The following is an 18,612-nucleotide window of genomic DNA, read 5'->3' as shown; positions in this document are numbered from 1 at the left end:
TGTCCACCGAACGAGTGCTGTGACCCCGGTGGGGGACTGGCGGCGTCGGCCCACCGCGACGTACGGTTGATCGATGGATGAACGTGGGGAGCTCCCGGCGCACGAGTCGCCGGCCCGGCCGAGGGGCAGTGCTGCCGCGGGTGACGTGGACGAGCTGACGCGTGCCGAGTACGTCGAGCAGGCCGTGATCGACTGCGAGCGGCGGCTTCTGGACCCCGCTGTGAGGCTCGACCCCGTGGCTGTCGATCAGCTTCTCGACCCGGAGTTCCGGGAGATCGGGCAGTCCGGGCGCCTGTGGTCGCGGCCCGAGATGGTGGCGGCGCTCGCGACCCTCGACATGTCCTCGACGCTGGATGCGCACGAGTTCTCCGACCCGCGGGTCGAATCTCTCGCCCCAGAGCTCCACCTGCTCACCTACCTGCTGCGAAGCGGCTCTGGCCTGACCCGCCGCTCCTCGATCTGGCGAGAGTCGGAGACCGGTTTCCGCTGCGTCTTCCATCAGGGAACGCGGCTCGCCTGACGGTGCGCTCCCGTTCCCATTCGGGAGGAGCTCAGCCGATGTGCCGCCCTATTCGGCTGACGTGGGCTGTGTTCCTCCCGAACGGGAAGATGCGGCGCTCGCTTCGGCAGCGGGCTGGCTCGACGCAGACGATGCAACGCCGCCGACCGAGCCGCGCACGCGAAGTGCCCCCGCCTCGATCCACGCCGTGGCAGACAACACCCGGCCGAGGTGCTCCCCGTCGATCTCGAAGTCCTGCGCCTCGGTCACGGCGAAGGTCACTCCGGTCGCCCGCGCGTGGCGCACCGACGAGGTCGTCACCGGGGCCGAGCCGTCGGCAGCGGCGCGCGCGTCGGGTTTCCGCGGAAGGTAGGTGGTGTTGGTGCGCCAGAACCAGTGGATGGCCCGTGCCCACTCGCCGGCCCCGAGGGGGCTCAGCACCACCACGTCGAGCAGTCCGTCGTCGATCAGGGCGCCGGGGATCATCCGGATGCCCGCCGGCAGCACACCAGCATTGCCGAGCACGATCGTGTGCGCGGGCGTCTCGGGCAGTGCGACACCGTCGAGCGTGTAGCTGAGGTCGAACCGCCGGTTGCGCACGAAAGAGTCGAGGATCGCGCCGACATACCCGGTCCAGCCGAGAGTGTCCTTGCCCTTCGGCGAGGTGTTCACCACCATCTGGGCATCGACGCCCATGCCCGCCATCACCGTGAACGCGCGGCTGATCGTCTCGCCCGACTCGAGTACCGCATCCACCCGGCCCACGTCGACCGTGCGCACGGTCTCGCTGAACGCCGCACGCAGCGCCTTCCGCGCGTTGACGAACGGAAGGCCGATGACGCCGAGCGGCAGCCCGAGGGCGCGGGCGAAGAGGTTGGTCGTGCCGGTCGGGAGGATGCCGAGCGGCACCTCCTGGTGGGTGAGCGCCTGGGCGACAGCGCTGACCGTGCCATCGCCACCCGCGGCGATCACGACGGCGGGCGCCGACTCCAGCAGGCGGAGCGCCGCGTCGTGGCCGGGGTCCTCGACCGTCGTGGCGGCCCAGAGTGACGGAGCCCAGCCCTTCTCGGCCTCCATCGCCTCGACCATGGCGCGGAGCCGTTTGGCCTTCACCTTCGTCGGGTTGTAGACGATGGCGGCCCTCGGCCGTGCGGCCTCTCCCGATACTCCCCCCGGAGCGGACACGTCGGCGCTCAGCTCACCGGGTCAGACCGCGGCGATGCCGTGGCCGTCGAGCGAGTCGGCGACGATTGTGAGGCCCTTGAGCCCGGGCATCTTCGCGATGTGGGCGTCGATGGCGTTGATGGCCTTCCGGCCGTCGATGCCACCGAAGATGTGGCCCATCACATGCTTGACCTCGGTCTGGTCCATGATCGTCGATCCGACCGGTCCCCAGAACTTGCCGAGAGCGAACCGGGCGAACTTCTGGGCGAGGACGCTCTTGCCGAGGCGCTCGCGGGCCTGGGTGGCGTAGAACGCCACGTGGCGGGCCTCCTGCATGGCGATGCGCTTCAGCAGTTCGGCGAGCACAGGGTGGCCCTCGATCTCGGCGAGGCGCTTGTAGGCGGCGACAGCCGACCATTCGTTGGCGGCACCCCAGATCATGTGCACGGCGATGAAGTCCTTGCCGACGAGGTTCGAGAGCACGGACTGCTTCACGGGATCGATGCGGTCCTTCCAGCCGAGCTTCAGGCGCTTCGACTTCAGCTCGTCGAACTCCAGCTCGATGTTGTGCATGCGGAGCACGTCGGCGAGGGCCTCACCGTGCCAGAACTCCTCGCGGTTCCACATCGTCATGAACCCGGTCACGTCTTTGTCGCGGTGCGACGGGGTGACGAGCATGTCACGCATGTAGCAGACGGTGTGGTATTCGACGTCGGCCATGTAGCGGATCACGCGCAGCGTGTCCTCCGGCAGGGGATTCGTTCGGAACGTCTCGAAATCGAGGTCTTCCCAGGCGACGTTCTTCGAAGTCTTCGTGTAGTTGTCGATGTCGAAGGCCATGGGCGCTTGAGGATGTGCCCGTCACCGGGCGGTTCCTCATCCTCCTGTTTCTGAAAAGTGCCAAGTTCTGGCGGGTGGGGTTTTAACTATTGTGCGGGGTGAATCTGACAATTGCTGCCACACTGGCTGAACTGCTCGGTTCCTACTGCCACACTCGGCGTCTGTCGGGTCCGGTCGGTGTCGCAGTCGCCTTCCACATCCGCCGCCAGCCGGCTTCGGGCTGCCCGTCGGACCCGGCAGGAGCTGCTCCGTCGGCCTGCGACCGGAGAGCACCGTACCAGCCTCGTGATTCCTCGGCCAGTCCGGTGGAGATCGCCTGGGCGAGCTCGTCGGTCACTGTGGAGAGTTCGTCGCCGGAGCCCGCGCGGATTGGTCGGGAGAACAGCACGGAGACGCGGGGCCGCCCCGGTTCCACGGTGGTGCGCCACGGCGGGAGCGCCCGGAAGGTGCCGAGCAGCGACACCGGCACCAGGGGAACCCCCGTGCGGATGCCGAGGGCGGCCGCCCCGAGATCGAGCGGAGCGAGCGATCCATCGTCCGTGCGGTTCTTCTCGGCGAAGAGCAGCACACTCGTTCCGCTCTTCAGCAGGGTGCCGAGGCGGCTGGCCGAGCGGAGGCTGAACGCGTGGTCGACGAGTCCGCGGATGCCGGCCCGGGGCTCGACCGCCACAGAGACCAGTCTCGTGGTGACGCCCCGCAGGGCATCCCGCACCAGCGCCTCGTCGAGCGCCGACGGGTGGTTCGCCACGAAGATGAACGGCCCGTCGGACTCCGTGACGTGCTCGAGCCCGTGCACGGCCGGTGTGACGGCGAGGCGGAGCGCCAGACGCGGCATCAGCTGACCTCGGAGACGCTCACCGGTGCGCCGTGCACGTAAGTGATCGACGGGTTGAGCCCGACGGAGTCCGATGCCATTTCGAGCGCATCGGCGAGGGTCGAGGCCGCCTTGAAGCCGAGGCGTCTGGTCGCGCCGTGGTCGCCGCCGACGAAGATGACGTCGCCGAGGTGCGCGATGGCCGGGGCCGCCGAGTACCAGGAGTGGAACGGGTGGAGCGCATGGTTCGCGTAGCTCGTCTGGTAGACGTGCCGGTACCACGGGTCGGCGGCGAACTTCTCCTCGTACTGCTCGGAGATCACGGCCGGGTCGATGCTCTGGCTGAGCACCTCGGCGAAGAAGTCGATGTAGGCCGGGTCGTGCAGGGGATGGAACCACGGGGTGAGCGGGTGGTAGAAGATTGCCGTGCCGCCCGCGCGCACCACGGGCTCCGCCGTCGAACCGGTGAAGATCTGGCCGAGGCCCAGTGCGGCTGCCGTCACCGGGTTCAGGCTCGAGCCGATGGAGCCCGGGTTCGGGATGCCGAACAGCGCGACATCCGCGGGGCTGTCGAACTGGCCGACCTGCTGCTGTGCGAGGAACGCCTCGGTCAGTGGATGCACGGAGCTGGGCTTGCCCGCGACGACCGACGTGACGCCGTAGCCGACGCCCGAGACCTGCGCGAGACCGACCCGCGCGCGGGACGGGAGCACCCGTGTGGCGGCCTGGAGACCGGCGGAGAGGGCGCGGTCGGTGAGGCTCCACTCCTTCTCGCGCTTGCTGAGGAAGGCGGAGGCGGGGCCGGTGGGCTCGGGGGTGAGGGTGACGTCGACGGTGAAGACGCGGGCCCGGTCGCCGATGGTGTCGACGAGGCCGTCGAACGCATCGGTATCCGTGGCCGCGCCGCTGGCGGCAGCTGCCGCGCTCCGGGCCGCGAACGATCCGCGCGCCCGGGCGGTCCTCGCGCCGATCAGCTTGGTGGCGACGGCCGCCGCACCCTCGTTGCCGACCGCTGTCGCGAGCCGCACCGAGATCACCAGGTCGCTCGACGCGACCCGACCGTTGACCTCGATCGGGGTGCCGTCGGCCAGTTCGCCGACGGTCGCCAGGGACTCTGCTTCGGCGTCGTGGCTCCGCACATGGTCGGGCGCGAACGAGGCGTAGACCCGTTCGCCGAGCACACGCTGCAGGTCGAGCGCGGTGAGGCGGCGACGGAGACCGGTGGCGGCGATGAGCTCGACGTCGTCGACGCCGGCCAGGGCGGCCCGCTCGAGAACCTGTTCGATGACGCGCTGGCGGACATCCGGAGCCGTGCGGCTCGTCACCGGCTGCGAGAGGTCTTCGAACACGATCGTGACGCGTGAGCCGCGCGTCAGGAGCGCGCTGAGCGGTTCGCTGTCGACGGGGCTGTCGAGCGCACGGCCGATCGCCTCGTCGAGCGAACGGATGCCCTGCAGTGCCTCGGGCGGGTACAGCACGCTCGCACCGATCGGAAGCCGCTCGAGCAGCACTTTCTCGCCCTGGAACACGACGAGCGGAGGTGTCTGCGCGTCGACGCTCAGAACGAAGCCTGGTCTACTCATGGGTGGTTTCTTTCGGGCTCGGGCCGAGGGCCGGGATGGAGGAGGTTCGCTGCACGGTGTCGCCGCGCAGCAGTTCGCCGAGGGTGTCGATCCGGCTGTGGTTGTGGTCGCTCCACTGGTGGATGCGCCAGTGCTTCTGGGTCGCGTGCTGGAACAGCGCGGCATCCGGATTCACGGCCTGGGGGTTCCCCACCAGCTCGAGCCAGGACCGGTCGGCGATGCTGTCGCCGTAGGCGTACGACTTCGAGAGGTCGACGCCTTCGCGCGTGCCGTAGAGGCGGAGCCAGGCGGCCCGGGCCTCGTCGACGAGCGGGGGTTTTGAGAGATGCCCGGTCCAGATGCCGTCCTTCGAGTGCATGTGGCTCGACACGACCTCGTCGAAGAGGGTGACGAACGGCTCCACCAGCACGTCGATGGCCCCGGTGACGAGCACGGTGCGGTGCCCCGCCTCACGGTGCTTGCGGATCTGGCGCACGGCCTCGGGGCGGATCCGCTGCAGCAGCACGTCGCCGACGGTGTCATGGATCAGGTCGCGGAGCGCCTGCTCGTCGACCCCCTCGTACCGGCGGTAGAACGTGCGGATGAACTCGCCCCGGTCGCGGCGGTCGGCGGCGAGGTAGCGGGGGAGCGAGCCGAACAGGTTCGCGAGCTCCTGCGGCCACTTCGCGCGGTCGAGGCTGGCGAGCCGCACCCAGAGGTACTGCTCGACGATGTTCGACGCGAGCACGGTGCCCTCGAGGTCGAAGAACGCGACTGCTTCGGGGTTCTCGGGAAGCGGCTTCGGGGCCTGCACCTTCGCGCGGGGACGGGAGCTGAAGGTGCGCATCAGCGTCGTGACCGCCGGGAAGTGCACCTCCTGCAGGTAGTGGTCCCAGTCGATCTCGGTGGCATCGAAGCCGAACGTCTGCCGGGCATCCTGCGGCAACTGCTCGTTGAGCTCGGCCGTCCGCGAGTCGTCGTAGATGATCTCGGCCTGCGTGTAGTTCTGGTACAGGTCGCTGTACGCGCGGAGCAGTTCGAGGTCGGTCTGCCGGGCGGACGCCTGCCGCATGAAACTGCGGGTGGTCTGGGTGGAGGGCAGCCGGAGCAGGGTGCGCTGCAGCAGCTTGTTCGCGCGCTCGCCGGTGCGGAGGCTGCGGGCGATCGCCCGGGCGCCGGGGAAGTCCCAGTAGGGAGTGCGGATGTGGCCGCGCTGCTCGTCGGGGATCGGGTTCGCGCGGAAGTACTTCAGCACGTTCTCGTAGATCTCCCGGAACGTCAGCGGATTGCGGCCACCGGAGGAGAGGTGGAAGTACTTGGGGTCGGCGGGAGCAGGCGGGTTCGCCGCGACCGCGAGGGTGGCGTTCACGACGATGTCCACGGGGATGATGTCGAGGATGCTGTCGGGCAGCCCCGGGAACTCGGGCACCAGCCCGCGGCCGTAGGCGATGATCAGCGGATCCGCCACCTTGAAGCCGTCGATCCAGCCCGGGAAGGGGTGCTTCAGGGCGCTCTCGATGATCGCGGGGCGAACCACGGAGAGACGGTGGCCGTTGCCGGCCCAGAGCTCCTCGGCGACCCGCTCGCTCATCGACTTCGTCAGGGCGTAGACGTCGGCCCAGCCGACGCTCTGCGCGCGGGTGCGCCCGTAGTCGACGAGGCGCTTCGTGACCCACTCCGTGCGGCCGATCTCGGCGGCGACGGCGACCGCATGCGGCCCGACCTTGCCGTTGTCGAGCTTCGCGTCGGCGATCATCTTGCGGAGCACCTCGGGGCGCCTCGAGGAGGCCTCGACGGTGACCCGGGCGGCCAGTGCGGCAGCCATCTCGTCACGCCACTGGATCGAGTGCTTCAGGCTCGCCTCGACGGCGGTGCCCTTGTTGATACCGCCGACGTAGGCCGTCGACACGTGCACGACGTGCGGGTCGCTGCCGGTGGCCAGCAGCGCCTCATAGAGGCCGACGGCACCGCCGACGTTGGTCTTGAAGGCCTCGTCGATCGGCGGGTCGAACGACACGGTCGATGCGCTGTGGATGAGGACGTCGAGGTCGGCGGGGAGCCCCGCGACCGATCCCATGCTCGACTCGATCACGGAGATGCGCTCCGTCATCGCTCGGTCGACCTCCTCCTGGCCGACACGCTCACGCCACTTCGAGAAGACCGGCTTCCGCAGCAGGCTCTTCAGCCGGGCCTCGCCGGTGAGGGAACCCTTCGGCCTGATCAGCAGGGTCATGCGCGTGGTCGGGTAGTCCGCCAGCAGTTTCTCGAGGATCGCCTGGCCGACAAAGCCGGTGGCGCCGGTGAGCATGATGTGTTGGCCCTCGAGCGGGCTGAACGACGTCTCCGGCGCGGTCACGCGGTGGCCCGCACGCCGTAGTGCCTGGTCGCCCTCGCCAGGAGACCCAGCCCCCTGAGGCCCGGAAGGGCGTCGATGCCCCGGTCGACAGTGGAGACTCCAGCGCGCCCCTCGGCGTCACTGAACACGTACTTCATCATCAATCGGGTCTCCTGGATCGGTTGCTCGTGCGTGCCCGTCGGCACCCACGAGCGCCGAAGCGACGACCTGGTGAGCTTCCGAGCCGATACCGATTCTTCCAGTCTTCGGACGGTTTCGCCTTCGAAGAACTGCAGATGCCTGTCGCGGAGCGCCTGGAAGCCCGTAAGCACCTCGGCCAGCGCCTCGTTCGGGTCGTTCTTCGCCAGCTGGGAGTAGGCCACCCGGCTGACGAGTTCGTCGATGTAACCCCGCGTGACGTGACCGGCGATGATGTCCTCGCCGATCAGGTTCGACCGGATGGCCGTGACGATCGGTGAGACCCGGTCGATCGCCTCGCGGGCGAAGCGCACGACGCCCGAGCGGGCCCGGTGTGTGGCGGGGGTGAAGTCCTGGTGCACGGCGATGATGCGGTCGAACGCATCCGCGATCCAGAACTTCTCGAACGCCCAGGTCGCGAGGAACGCGGTGAGCCGGGCGTCCTTGTGGCTCGGGGTCACCAGCACGTCGCGCATGTGGTGCATCGTGAAGTCCTCGAGGTCGCGGAGGTAGCTGAGCGTCTGCAGCGTCTGCTCGGTGAGCGGATGCTCGGCGAACGCCGCGAGCGGCAGGGTCGCCTCATGGCTGCCCGCGGCCGTGCGGGTGTATTCGCGGATGTCGAAGTCAGAGGTCATGGGGTTCTCCGGTCGGGCAGAGGAAGTGAGCGTTCATACAAAAGTGCATCGGTGGTTCGTCGCCATCACGTATCGTGATTGCCATGGTTACGGCAATGGTCACGGGCGGCACCTCGGGTATCGGTGCGGCGTTCGCGCGCGCACTGGCAAACCGGGGTGACAACCTGGTCATCGTCGCACGCGACGAGTCCAGGCTCGCCGAGACGGCCGAGTCGCTGCGCACAGAATACGGCATCGAGGTCGAGACGATCTCGGCCGACCTCGGCGACCGCGCCGACGTGCTGCGGGTTGCCGCGCGTCTCGAAGATGCCTCGTCGCCCATCGGCATGCTGGTGAACAACGCCGGCTTCGGTGTGCACACCTCCCTGCTCGCCGTCGACACGACACCCCACGAGAAGGCGATCGACGTCATGGTGCGTGGGGTGCTCATGCTGGGCGCCGCAGCGGGGCGTGCGATGCGCTCGCGCGGCTCCGGGACGATCGTGAACGTGTCGAGCGTGGCCGGGTTCGTCATGATGGGCAGCTATTCGGCCGTCAAGGCGTGGGTGGCCTCCTACAGCCAGGGGCTCTCCGTCGAGCTCCGCGGTTCGGGCGTGCAGGTCACGACGCTCTGCCCCGGCTGGGTGAAGACCGAGTTCCACTCCCGGGCGGGCATCCGGGAGTCGTCCATCCCGAAATTCCTCTGGGTCGACGTCGACGAACTGGTCGCGACGTGCCTCCGCGACGTGGAGAAGGGCAAGGTGCTCTCGATACCGTCGCGCCGTTTCCAGTTCCTGATGTTCGTCATCAAGCACGCTCCGCGGAGCGGAATCCGCTGGGCGTCCGGAAAGATCTCCTCCAGTCGCAACGACTGAGACATCCTCCGGCCGCGTTTCGGTTCCGCAGGTGGAGTGGGTACGCTGAGCAGGTGCAGTTCGGCAACAGATACACCTCGAAGGCCCAGGCGGGCGCCCGTTTCGTCGCCCAGCGCCTGCTGCTGAAGCCGGTCATCTGGTCGATGGTCCACGTGACCATCACCGACCGGGCGCTGCTGAAGAACGTGAAGGGCCCCTACATCGTGGTGGCCAACCACTCCAGCCACCTGGATGCGCCCCTCATCCTCGGGTCGATGCCCTCGCGGCTCTCCCGCTACCTCGCCGCTGCGGCCGCGGCCGACTACTTCTTCGACGTCTGGTGGCGGAAGGGCCTCACCGCCCTCTTCTTCAACGCCTTTCCCGTCGACCGCAGCGCGAACGCAAAATCGACAGGCTTCACGGGCAAGCTCCTGAAGGCGGGCGTGCCGCTGCTCGTCTTCCCCGAGGGCACCCGCTCGAAAGACGGCACGATCGCCCCGTTCAAGGGCGGCGCCGCGGCGCTCTGCCTCAAGGCGGGCATCCCCTGCATCCCGATGGCACTCGTCGGGGCGACACAGGCCATGCCGCGCGGCCGCAATTGGCCCGTGCCCGGCCGACCCCCGGTGCGTGTGCGGTTCGGCGAACCGCTCATCGCCGCCGAGGGCGAGAACGTCACCGACTTCAACGACCGCATCGAGAAAGTCGTCCGCGAAATGCATGCGGCCGAGTTCGCGCTGTTCCTCGCCGAGACCGGCGCGAACGTCCACAATCACCCCACTGTCGATTCCGCAGGTAGCACCGGCGACTCCGACGAGCACCCCCGTGAAGGAGCCGCATGACCGACGTCAAGCACATGAAATGGTGGGGCTGGGGCGTCGAAGGGGTGGGATTCCACCACGAGGACAAGCCCGGCTTCGCGCCCTTCGTCGTCAACGCGGTCGGCATCGACGTCTGGCGTGAGCCGGTCCCTCCGGTGGCCTTCTCCGAGCTCGACGTCCCCGCCTCCGAGGCGTCCGCCGAGCTGCTCGAGGCGCTCGCGACGATCGTCGGGCCCGAGTTCTCGACCGTCGACGATGAAGAGCGTGTCGTGCACACGTACGGCAAGAGCATCCGGGACCTGATCCGCGTGCGGGCGAGCACCTTCCCGCGCGTACCCGACGTGGTCGTCTACCCGGCCGACGAGAGCGCTGTGCAGCGCATCGTCGACCTCGCCGTTGCGTCGGATGCTGTCATCATCCCGTTCGGTGGTGGCAGCAACATCGTCGGTTCGCTGGAGCCGATCCCCACCGAGACGCGCACCGTCATCTCGCTCGACATGGGCCGGCTCTCGCGTGTGCTCGACATCGACGAGTACTCGGGCCTCGCGGTCATCCAGGCCGGCGTGCTCGGCCCTGACATGGAGGAGCAGCTGCAGGCCCGCGGCTGGACCATGGGTCACCAGCCCGACAGCTTCACCTACTCCACCCTCGGTGGCTGGATCGCCACCCGCTCGTCGGGCATGCAGAGCGACAAATACGGCGACATCGCCGACATCACCAAGGGCCTGCGGGTCGTGCAGCCGGGCAAGCTGCTGGTCGTCCGTCCCATCCCGTCGTCGGCCACCGGCCCGAGCGTGCGGGAGGCCATCCTCGGCAGCGAGGGTCGCCTCGGCATCATCACGGAGGCCACCGTGCAGGTTCACCGCCTGCCCGAGAAGCGCGAAGTCATCGGCTACCTCTTCCGTGACTGGGAGTCCGGCCTCGCCGCCATGCACGACATCAACACGAGCGACGCCGCCCCCTCCATCACCCGGGTCTCGGATGCCCGTGAGACCGCCTTCTCGTTCTCGACCTCGAAGGCATCCCACGGCATCAGCGGCCAGGTGCAGAAGGCGTTGTTCGCCTTCCTGCAGAAGCGCGGCTGGAACCTCGACGAGGTCTGCCTGTCGTTCATCGGCTACGAGGGCACGGCCGCCAACGTCGCGCACCAGAAGAGCCTGGTTGGCAGCATCGTGAAGAAGCACGGCGCAATCACCCTCGGCAAGGGCCCGGGCACGCTCTACGACCAGAAGAAGTTCGACACGCCCTACCTCCGCGACTTCCTGCTCGACCGCGGTGCGGCGGCGGATGTCTCGGAGACGGCCGCGCCCTGGTCGCGACTGAAGCCCCTCTACGACAACGTCTTCGCGGCCGCCAACAAGGCCTACGATTCGCTCGGCGAGAGCGGCTGGATCATGTGCCACCTCTCGCACTCGATGCACTCCGGTGCCTGCCTCTACTTCACGTTCGCCTTCACCCACGACGGTGTCGACCCGCTCGCGCAGTACGACGTGGTGAAGTCGGCCATCCAGCAGGCCTTCATCGACTCGGGCGGAACGCTCTCGCACCACCACAGCGTCGGCGTGGAGCACTCGGAGTGGACCGAGCAGGACATCTCGCCGGCCGGCGCCGACCTCATCCAGGGCATGTTCACGGCGGTCGACCCGGGCAAGAACCTGAACCCGGGGAAGATCCTCAAGCGCTGAAAAAAGAGGCCCCGGCGGGGGCCTCTTTTTCGTGCCTATTTAAGGCCTGAAGGGGCCCCTGACGGGGCCCTCTCTGTTACTCGACGCCGTCGAGGACGGGGTTGTGCGGGTCGTGGCCCGCGTCCTGCCTGTCGGCGTCGGACCTGGCCGGATCCTGCTGCTCGCGGAGGTTCTGGCGCTTCAGGATCTCTGCGGTGATGAGGATCGGGCGGTGGTCGGAGAGGCCCTTCGGCAGGGTCTCGACGAGCTGTACATCCATGCCCTTGGAAGTCGCGAAGTCGAAGTGGTACGCCACCGACTTCGAGTAGTAGTACGTCGGCCCATCGCTCAGCGACAGCGAGTATCCGGCCTTCTCGATCTGCTTGATGAGCCGGCCGCGGAGCAGCGGATAGTTGAAGTCACCGGTCATCACCGTCGGAACGTCGCCGGTCAGCTCGGTGAGGTGCACGTGCGCCTGGGCGATCTGCTGGCGTCGCAGCAGATTCGTCGCGGAGAGCGGTGAGGCGTGGAACGAGGCCAGCTGAACGTCCTGGCCGGACTGCAGGTCGACGAGCCTCGTCGTCAGCAGGCGTTCGATGCCCGGCAGCAGCACGCGGTCGTGCATGGCCTTCCGCAGGGTGAACGCGTGGGAGTCGAGGGCTGTGAAGCGGTCGGGGCGATAGTAGATCGCCAGGCCCAGCTCGCTCTTGTAGGTGGCCGCGGAGAGCTGCAGGTCACCGATCTGCTCGGGCATGCGGGTGCCCTCACCCTCCTGCAGGCAGAGTGCATCGACGGGGTGGCGCAGGACCAGCTCCTCCAACTCGGCGACGGCCGCATGCCGCCGCAGGTTGTAGCTCATGATCTTCAGAACGAACCACCCAACTGTCGCACCCCTGTCTGTCACCAGTAGTCTAACCAGCTTCGCTGAGGGGCTCGTGCTGGCTCTCGCCTGCACACAGCGTGGTATTCGTAGGCGCCGGACGGGCGGTTTGGTGGCGGGGTTGCGGCTTGCTCTGAACCTCCTGTAGCTTAGCTGACCAATGCTCATTCTTTGCTCTGCGTCTTGAGGACCACATGCCCCATCTCCCCCTTCCCACCCCACGCATTCGCCGCCTTGTCGCGCTCGGCAGCGCGGTGGTGGCCGTCGGCGCGGTCTGCCTCAGCGCGTCAGGTGCGGCCTCGGCGCTGCTGCCGACGCTCGACCAGACGGTGATGACGAGCGTCACGCCCGCGACTCCGCCCAACGCCGGTGACGATGTCTCCGGTGAGAGCAGCGTGTCCTCCGACGGCAGGTTCGTCGCGTTCTCATCGCTTTCAGACGACCTCGTCACGGTCGGCAACCATGAGAAGGTGCAGGTCTACAAGCGTGACCAGCTCACGGGTGTCACGACGCTCGTGAGCGCGGCGATGGCCGGAACGGACTCGGCCAACGCCGACTCGACCGACCCGTCCATCTCCGCGGATGGCCGGTTCGTCTCCTTCACATCCGCGGCCCACAACCTCGCGCTTCCGCTCGACATCGGCAACGCCTTCACACAGGTCTTCGTGCGTGACACGTTGAGCGGAACGACGAGAAAGATCAGCCTGACGCCTCGTCAACTCTCCGGCGGCAACGGTGACTCGGAGTGGTCGTCGATCTCGGCTGACGGCTCGAAGGTGGCGTTCCAGTCCGCGGCAACCGACATTCTGCCTGGCCTGACGACGACGGACACCCAGGTCTACGTCGCCGAGAACGCGACCGATCCGGCCATCCAGCTGGGGAGCGCCCGAGACGGCCTCCCTGTCACCCTTCCGAACGACGACTCGACGCACCCGTCGCTCTCGGGTGATGGGCAGTCGGTCGCGTTCGTCAGTGCGGCCAGTGACATCACCAGTCAGACAGGCAATGGGCAAGCGCAGATCTACCTGCACAGTGTCCTCGCCTCGACCACGTCGTTGATCACCTACGCCGCCGCCGACACGACCGAGTTCGGTGACGCGGCGTCGGACAATCCGTCGGTGTCCTTCGACGGTTCCCGAGTGGCCTACGACTCCAAAGCGGCCAATCTCGTCACGGTCGGGATCGGTCGCTCTCGGCAGGTTTATCTGCACGATCGTGTTCGCGAGCAGAACACCCTCGTGACGTTCAATGCCGACGGCACGTCGGGTGCCGTGGGTGACTCTTCGATGCCGTCGATTTCCCGTAAGGGCGACGTCGTCGCGTTCACCTCCGTGTCGCAGGACCTTACAACGATCGCGACATCCGGCAAATCGCAGGTCTACACGAGGAATGTGGAGACGTCGAAGACGCGGGCTGAGAGTGTGCAACGAGCGAATCCCAGTGCCGGTGGAACGGCTGCTTCGAACGAGGCTGCGATCTCTGGCGACGGCAACTACGTCGGATTCACTTCGGTCGCCCCCGGCCTGTCGGAGACGGCTGCGTCCCCGGATGCGCAGACCTACCTGCGGGCCATCGCCGCAGTTGCTCCGCCCGCCACCACTCCGCCGCCGACGCCCATTCCGACCGGCACCGGCGTTCCGAACCCGACAGCGACTCCCACGGCAACCGGCGTGCCGACCTCCGGGACGGGCGGCGGTGGGGCCTCGGGTGGCGGCGACCAGAATGGATCGGGATCGGGATCGGGATCGGGCTCAGGCTCAGGCGCCGGGCATCTGGCGTCGACCGGTATGAGCCAGGCTCCGATCATCGCGGCAGGCGTGGGCGCGCTGGCGCTCGCCCTGATCGGCGGCTCGATCCTGTTCGGATCCCGGGCTGCCCGCCGAAAGAAGCAGGCGGGCAGCTCGGCGGACTCCGAATAGTCCTCGCGGCAGTGGCTCGGCCACTGCCGCCCCCAGGTTCTCGCGGTCGTCGCTCCCTCCCCCCGGGCGTCGGCCGCGAGTCATGACCGGAGCCGCGGCCACCACCCCTAACCCCCCCCTCGGAGGATGGTCGCGGCTCCGCCCTCGACGGCGCCCTGCGCCTTTCGCCCACCCCGCGGGCGAGTCCCACCCCGCGGGCGAGTCCCATCCGTGGACGAGCCCACCCCGCGGCGAGTCCCACCTCGCGGGCCAGCCCCGCCCGGGCGTCGCCGCTCCGGCGTACGCTGGGAGGGTGCAGCAGGCAGGGAGCGGTAACGACGGGGAGCTGCCGTACCGCTACGAGGTGGAGATCGTGCACCTGCTCGCGTCACCACTGCACCGCTACGAAGGGCGGCCGGGCGACGGGCCGCGGCCCGTGCCGACGGGGGCGCCCGATGAGGTGCGGCAGAGCATCCAACTGCGGGCGCACCTCGGCATCGTCGGCGACAGACATTTCGGTCACGCAGCGCATCGCAGCGCGTCCGTCACGGTGATGGCCGTCGAATCGGTCGAACACGTCGAACGGATACTCGGGCTTGAGGCCTCTCTCGATCCGTATGCCACCCGCCGCAACATCCTGCTCCGAGGCATCGACGTCGACCTGCTGAAGAAGGCGCGGTTCAGTCTCGACTCCGGGCAGGGTGCTGTCGAGTTCCAGGGGCACCGGCCCGCAAACCCGTGCGCCTGGATGGACGTGATGCTGGCCCCGGGTGCCCACCAGGCCCTGCGGGGGCGAGGGGGCGTGCGGTGCGAACCGCTCAGCAGCGGAACGGTGGCGGTGGGCCGTGCAGTGCTGCGGTCATCCATCGCCCTCGAGACCAACGGTGCCGTGCTGTTCTGAGCGCCACGGGGCAACGGGTTGACAGGCTGCGAGGGGTGGCGAAACGTGGGATGCAGCACCACCACGAACCCACCGCACTGGAGGAACGATGACCCGCTGGGGATACACGCTGATGACCGAGCAAAGTGGACCGAAGGAGCTGGTGAAGTACGCGGTCGACGCTGAGAACGTCGGCTTCGACTTCGAGGTCTCGAGCGACCACTACTCGCCCTGGCTCGTGTCGCAGGGGCACGCCTCCTACGCCTGGACCATGCTCGGCGCGGTCGCGCAGGCGACGAACCGGGTCGAACTCGCCACCTACGTCACCTGCCCGACCGTGCGGTACCACCCGGCGGTCGTCGCGCAGAAGGCGGCGACGCTGCAGCTGCTCGCCGACGGCCGCTTCATCCTCGGGCTGGGGGCCGGCGAGAACCTCAACGAGCACGTGGTCGGTGAGGGCTGGCCGATGGTGGATGCCCGGCAGGACATGCTCGAAGAGGCCGTGCAGATCATCCGGGAGCTCCACAAAGGCGAACTCGTGACCTGGGAGGGTGAGTACTTCCGCGTGGACTCGGCGCGCATCTGGGACCTGCCCGACGGCGGAGTGCCGATCGGCCTGGCGGTGTCGGGCGAGAAGTCGATCGCCCGCTTCGCGCCGCTCGGCGACCACCTCATCTCCACCGAACCGGAGGCAGACCTGGTCACGGGCTGGAATGCCGCCCGCAGCAGCGACCAGCCGGCCTCCCGCTCGATCGGGCAGGTGCCGATCTGCTGGGGACCAGACAAGGCGGAGGCGATCACACTCGCGCACGACCAGTTCCGCTGGTTCGCCGGCGGCTGGTCGGTCAACGCAGACCTGCCGACGACGGCGGGTTTCGCCGGGGCGAGCCAGTTCGTGCGCGAAGAGGACGTCGCCGGCAGCATCGCCTGCGGCCCCGATCTCGACGAACTCGCGGAGAGCGTGAAGCCGTTCCTCGAGGCGGGCTACACCGACATCGCGCTCGTGCAGGTGGGAGACCAGCGCCAGCAGGAGTTCCTCGACACCGTCGCCGAGCCTCTGCTCGAGAAGCTCAGGGCGCTGTGACGCTGCACTCGCCGGGGTTCTGGATGCCCGGCGGTAGGCTCAGCGCATGAGCGAACAGGGTGCCCCCACCGTCAGCGACGTCGACCTCACCGGCCAGGCGCGGGAGGGTATGAGCCCGGGCCTCCACGGCGTGCTCGCCGTGCCGGCCGGCGCCGGTCCCTGGCCCGCGGTCGTGATGGTGCATGAGGCGTTCGGGCTCACCGACGTGATGAAACGGCAGGTCGAACGGATGGCCGCGGCCGGCTTCCTCGTTCTGATGCCCGACCTCTTCGTCGACGGCGGTGTGCGCAAGTGCCTCCGCGCCACATTCCAGGCGATCACGAGCGGGCAGGGGCGTGCGTGGGTCGACGTCGAGGCCGCGCGCTCCTACCTGGTCGCGCGGGGCGACTGCACAGGACGCGTCGGCGTGCTCGGTTTCTGCATGGGCGGCGGGTTCGCGCTGGTGGCGGCCGCCGACCGCGGGTTCGACGTGGCGTCGGTGAACTACGGCCGGCTCCCGCGCGATCTGGATGCCGCACTCACCGGTGCCTGCCCGATCGTCGGCAGCTACGGCGGCCGCGACAACAGCCTCCGTGGCGCGGCAGCGAAGCTCGATGGGGCGCTCGCCGAGCGGAAGATCCCGCACGATGTGAAGGAGTATCCCGCCGCCGGCCATTCGTTCCTGAATGACGCTCCGACGGGTCCGGCTGCGATGCGTCCGCTGATGAAGGCGATCCTCGGCGCGGGCCCCGAGCCCGAGGCCGCGGCCGACGCCTGGCAGCGCATCGACGCCTTCTTCCACACCCACCTGGCGGAGTAGGGAGCCGAGGACTCTTCGTGCTAATGTGAGACTTCCTCAGTCACCTTGGAGCTCACATGGTTCGTCTCTCCTCCCTCCGCTCGGGCTTCACGCCTCCCCGCGAAGCCGCTGCCGGCATCGTTGTCACTGCCCTGATCGCAGCAGGGGTGCTGCTGGGTGGCGCTGCGGCACAGGCGATCGTCCCTGCTCCGGGGTCCATCGAGATGGTGAGCGTTGCCGCGAACGGGGCTTCTGCGGGTGCCAACTCCCTCCAGTCGGTTGTCTCCCGAGACGGTCGTTTCGTTGCCTTCGTCTCGAAGGCGAAACTGACCGACATCGTGACGGGCGGCTTCCAGCAGGTGTATGTGCGCGACCTGGTCTCCGGCATCACCACCATGGTGAGTGTGGACGCCAGCGGTACCGCTGGCGGCGGCGGCCTCTCCGAACACCCGTCGATCTCTGACGACGGGCGTTTCGTCGCGTTCGACTCCGACGCGCCGGGGCTTCACCCTGTGGTGGCAGCTCTCTCCCCCGCCTCGCAGGTCTACGTGCGCGATGTCCCCGGGTCCTCGACTGACCTGATCAGCATGAGATTCGATGAGAAAGACGGCGGGAAGCTTCAATCGGTGCGGCCCTCGATCAGTGGTGATGGCTCCGTGGTCGCCTTCCAGTCCCAGTCGGGCGATCTCATCAGTTCAACAGCGAACATCGGGTTCGAGGTCTTCGTCGCCAGCAGGTCGGCTCACCCGAAGCCGTCGGTCGCGAGCCTCAGCGACGGCAGTTCCACGGAACTGGCCGACAACGTCGCGATCGCCCCGCACATCTCAGCTGACGGTTCGACCGTGGCCTTCTCGAGCACCGCGAAGAACCTGGGTGCAGACAACGGCAAGATGCAGGTCTTCACGCGCACGTTGGCGACGAACAAGACCACTCTCGTCAGCTTCGCGACCGGGACCGGGCCCCGACGGGCCGCTGACAACGGGTCCGCCGACGTCTCGCTCTCGGCCGACGGGTCCCGGGTGGCGTACGGCTCGTTCGCCTCCAACATCACGGGCGAGCTTCAGATCGGCCTGACGGCCGCTGTCTTCGTCTACGACTCGGCAACCGCGACGAATGTCCTGGTCAGCTACGACAAGACGAATTCGACCCGGGCGGACGGCAGTTCGGGCACTCCCAGCATCTCGGCAGATGGCCGTGTTGTGGCGTTCTCGTCGACCGCTTCCGACCTTGCCTACACCACCGTCGAGCCGAGCGTCACGTCGCAGAATCAGGTCTATGTGCGAGACCTCGCACGGAAGGCCACCCTGATGGTCAGCCTCGCGCGCCAGAGTCGCCTCGGTGGCGCCGACGACTCGGACGAACCCAGCATCTCCGCCGACGGCCGGTTCGTTTCGTTCACCTCACTGGCGCCCGGGTTGACGACTGTCGACCCGGGTATGAATCTGGCTCAGGTGTACGAGGTCGGCGTTCCGCCTTTCGTTGATCCGACCGATCCCACGCCGACGGCAACCCCCGCCGCCACCACGCTGCCTGCCATAGCGGCTGCGACAGCGATCACCTCGCCGGACGCCCGGGGCGGTTCGTCGGGGCAGTTGGCCTCGACGGGAAACGACACATTTGCGCCATTTGCGCTTCTCGCGGCCCTCGCCCTCGCGGTAGGACTCGGCTTGACGCACCGTGCAGCGAGCGGCTCCCGTCGTCGTAAGGGGATGCGCTAGGCCGGGGCCGGC

The 18,612-nt window shown here is 68.2% G+C and carries 16 protein-coding genes; 9 read left to right on the top strand and 7 right to left on the bottom strand.

Annotated elements, in window-relative coordinates; translation table 11 throughout:
* Window positions 1–73: 73 nt before the first annotated feature.
* Entirely contained in the window at window positions 74–520 is a 447-nt protein-coding gene (locus FB464_RS13270) for a nuclear transport factor 2 family protein (RefSeq protein WP_116413435.1), read from the top strand.
* 48 nt (window positions 521–568) lie between these two features.
* On the opposite strand, the gene FB464_RS13265 is transcribed toward FB464_RS13270, so the two are convergent.
* The 6 genes from FB464_RS13265 to FB464_RS13240 form a co-directional block, all read right to left on the bottom strand.
* Window positions 569–1,684 carry a diacylglycerol/lipid kinase family protein gene (locus FB464_RS13265; protein WP_142206701.1) on the bottom strand — a complete coding sequence of 372 codons (1,116 nt, stop codon included), beginning with the start codon at window positions 1,682–1,684 and terminating at the stop codon, window positions 569–571.
* Window positions 1,685–1,705: 21 nt separating this feature from the next.
* Window positions 1,706–2,503: a ferritin family protein gene (locus FB464_RS13260; protein ID WP_116413437.1), complete on the bottom strand. Its 798-nt coding sequence runs from the start codon at window positions 2,501–2,503 to the stop codon at window positions 1,706–1,708.
* Window positions 2,504–2,645: 142 nt separating this feature from the next.
* Window positions 2,646–3,338, bottom strand: a complete 693-nt coding sequence (locus FB464_RS13255; RefSeq protein WP_116413438.1) for a lysophospholipid acyltransferase family protein — start codon at window positions 3,336–3,338, stop codon at window positions 2,646–2,648.
* Window positions 3,338–4,900, bottom strand: a complete 1,563-nt coding sequence (locus FB464_RS13250; protein WP_170151835.1) for a lactate racemase domain-containing protein — start codon at window positions 4,898–4,900, stop codon at window positions 3,338–3,340. The genes FB464_RS13255 and FB464_RS13250 overlap by 1 nt, the downstream gene beginning before the upstream one ends.
* A complete protein-coding gene (locus tag FB464_RS13245) occupies window positions 4,893–7,235 on the bottom strand; it encodes an HAD-IB family hydrolase (protein ID WP_342780716.1) in 2,343 nt (780 codons plus the stop codon). The genes FB464_RS13250 and FB464_RS13245 overlap by 8 nt, the downstream gene beginning before the upstream one ends.
* Complete coding sequence (locus FB464_RS13240) at window positions 7,232–8,047, bottom strand: hypothetical protein (protein ID WP_116413440.1); 816 nt, start codon at window positions 8,045–8,047, stop codon at window positions 7,232–7,234. The genes FB464_RS13245 and FB464_RS13240 overlap by 4 nt, the downstream gene beginning before the upstream one ends.
* A gap of 83 nt (window positions 8,048–8,130) precedes the next feature.
* On the opposite strand from FB464_RS13240, the gene FB464_RS13235 reads away from it, so the two are divergent.
* The 3 genes from FB464_RS13235 to FB464_RS13225 are packed head-to-tail and all read left to right on the top strand — an operon-like array spanning window position 8,131 to window position 11,383.
* The gene (locus FB464_RS13235; protein ID WP_116413441.1) at window positions 8,131–8,901 is read left to right on the top strand and encodes an SDR family NAD(P)-dependent oxidoreductase; all 771 of its coding nucleotides are present in this window, start codon (window positions 8,131–8,133) and stop codon (window positions 8,899–8,901) included.
* A 53-nt stretch (window positions 8,902–8,954) separates the two neighbouring features.
* Window positions 8,955–9,719 (top strand): lysophospholipid acyltransferase family protein, encoded by a 765-nt coding sequence (locus tag FB464_RS13230; RefSeq protein ID WP_246093060.1) that lies wholly within the window; start codon window positions 8,955–8,957, stop codon window positions 9,717–9,719.
* Entirely contained in the window at window positions 9,716–11,383 is a 1,668-nt protein-coding gene (locus FB464_RS13225) for an FAD-binding oxidoreductase (protein ID WP_116413442.1), read from the top strand. The genes FB464_RS13230 and FB464_RS13225 overlap by 4 nt, the downstream gene beginning before the upstream one ends.
* Before the next feature lie 76 nt (window positions 11,384–11,459).
* Here FB464_RS13225 and FB464_RS13220 read toward each other — a convergent pair whose 3' ends face one another.
* A complete protein-coding gene (locus FB464_RS13220) occupies window positions 11,460–12,266 on the bottom strand; it encodes an endonuclease/exonuclease/phosphatase family protein (protein ID WP_246093059.1) in 807 nt (268 codons plus the stop codon).
* Window positions 12,267–12,436: 170 nt separating this feature from the next.
* Here FB464_RS13220 and FB464_RS13215 point away from each other — a divergent pair, with 170 nt between their 5' ends.
* The 5 genes from FB464_RS13215 to FB464_RS13195 all read left to right on the top strand — a co-directional run bounded on the left by FB464_RS13215 (window position 12,437) and on the right by FB464_RS13195 (window position 18,600).
* Window positions 12,437–14,161: a TolB family protein gene (locus tag FB464_RS13215; protein ID WP_116413443.1), complete on the top strand. Its 1,725-nt coding sequence runs from the start codon at window positions 12,437–12,439 to the stop codon at window positions 14,159–14,161.
* A gap of 292 nt (window positions 14,162–14,453) precedes the next feature.
* Window positions 14,454–15,041: an MOSC domain-containing protein gene (locus tag FB464_RS13210; protein ID WP_116413444.1), complete on the top strand. Its 588-nt coding sequence runs from the start codon at window positions 14,454–14,456 to the stop codon at window positions 15,039–15,041.
* An 88-nt stretch (window positions 15,042–15,129) separates the two neighbouring features.
* A complete protein-coding gene (locus FB464_RS13205) occupies window positions 15,130–16,104 on the top strand; it encodes a TIGR03557 family F420-dependent LLM class oxidoreductase (RefSeq protein WP_116413445.1) in 975 nt (324 codons plus the stop codon).
* A gap of 46 nt (window positions 16,105–16,150) precedes the next feature.
* Window positions 16,151–16,903, top strand: coding sequence for a dienelactone hydrolase family protein (locus FB464_RS13200; protein WP_116413446.1), 753 nt, complete (start codon window positions 16,151–16,153; stop codon window positions 16,901–16,903).
* A gap of 56 nt (window positions 16,904–16,959) precedes the next feature.
* Window positions 16,960–18,600: a TolB family protein gene (locus FB464_RS13195; RefSeq protein ID WP_116413447.1), complete on the top strand. Its 1,641-nt coding sequence runs from the start codon at window positions 16,960–16,962 to the stop codon at window positions 18,598–18,600.
* Window positions 18,601–18,612 lie beyond the last annotated feature (12 nt).

It is taken from the genome of Subtercola boreus, from assembly GCF_006716115.1.
GTDB lineage: Bacteria > Actinomycetota > Actinomycetes > Actinomycetales > Microbacteriaceae > Subtercola > Subtercola boreus.
Note: the sequence above shows the minus strand (reverse complement) of the source record. Positions and strands in the feature narration are given on the sequence as shown.

What these genes read in the sequence shown, in the direction of transcription:
- FB464_RS13270 (WP_116413435.1), top strand. Translation starts at nt 74, where the DNA reads ATGGATGAACGTGGGGAGCTCCCGGCGCACGAGTCGCCGGCCCGGCCG.
- FB464_RS13260 (WP_116413437.1), bottom strand. Translation starts at nt 2,503, where the DNA reads ATGGCCTTCGACATCGACAACTACACGAAGACTTCGAAGAACGTCGCC.
- FB464_RS13255 (WP_116413438.1), bottom strand. Translation starts at nt 3,338, where the DNA reads ATGCCGCGTCTGGCGCTCCGCCTCGCCGTCACACCGGCCGTGCACGGG.
- FB464_RS13250 (WP_170151835.1), bottom strand. Translation starts at nt 4,900, where the DNA reads ATGAGTAGACCAGGCTTCGTTCTGAGCGTCGACGCGCAGACACCTCCG.
- FB464_RS13240 (WP_116413440.1), bottom strand. Translation starts at nt 8,047, where the DNA reads ATGACCTCTGACTTCGACATCCGCGAATACACCCGCACGGCCGCGGGC.
- FB464_RS13235 (WP_116413441.1), top strand. Translation starts at nt 8,131, where the DNA reads ATGGTTACGGCAATGGTCACGGGCGGCACCTCGGGTATCGGTGCGGCG.
- FB464_RS13225 (WP_116413442.1), top strand. Translation starts at nt 9,716, where the DNA reads ATGACCGACGTCAAGCACATGAAATGGTGGGGCTGGGGCGTCGAAGGG.
- FB464_RS13215 (WP_116413443.1), top strand. Translation starts at nt 12,437, where the DNA reads ATGCCCCATCTCCCCCTTCCCACCCCACGCATTCGCCGCCTTGTCGCG.
- FB464_RS13205 (WP_116413445.1), top strand. Translation starts at nt 15,130, where the DNA reads ATGACCCGCTGGGGATACACGCTGATGACCGAGCAAAGTGGACCGAAG.
- FB464_RS13200 (WP_116413446.1), top strand. Translation starts at nt 16,151, where the DNA reads ATGAGCGAACAGGGTGCCCCCACCGTCAGCGACGTCGACCTCACCGGC.
- FB464_RS13195 (WP_116413447.1), top strand. Translation starts at nt 16,960, where the DNA reads ATGGTTCGTCTCTCCTCCCTCCGCTCGGGCTTCACGCCTCCCCGCGAA.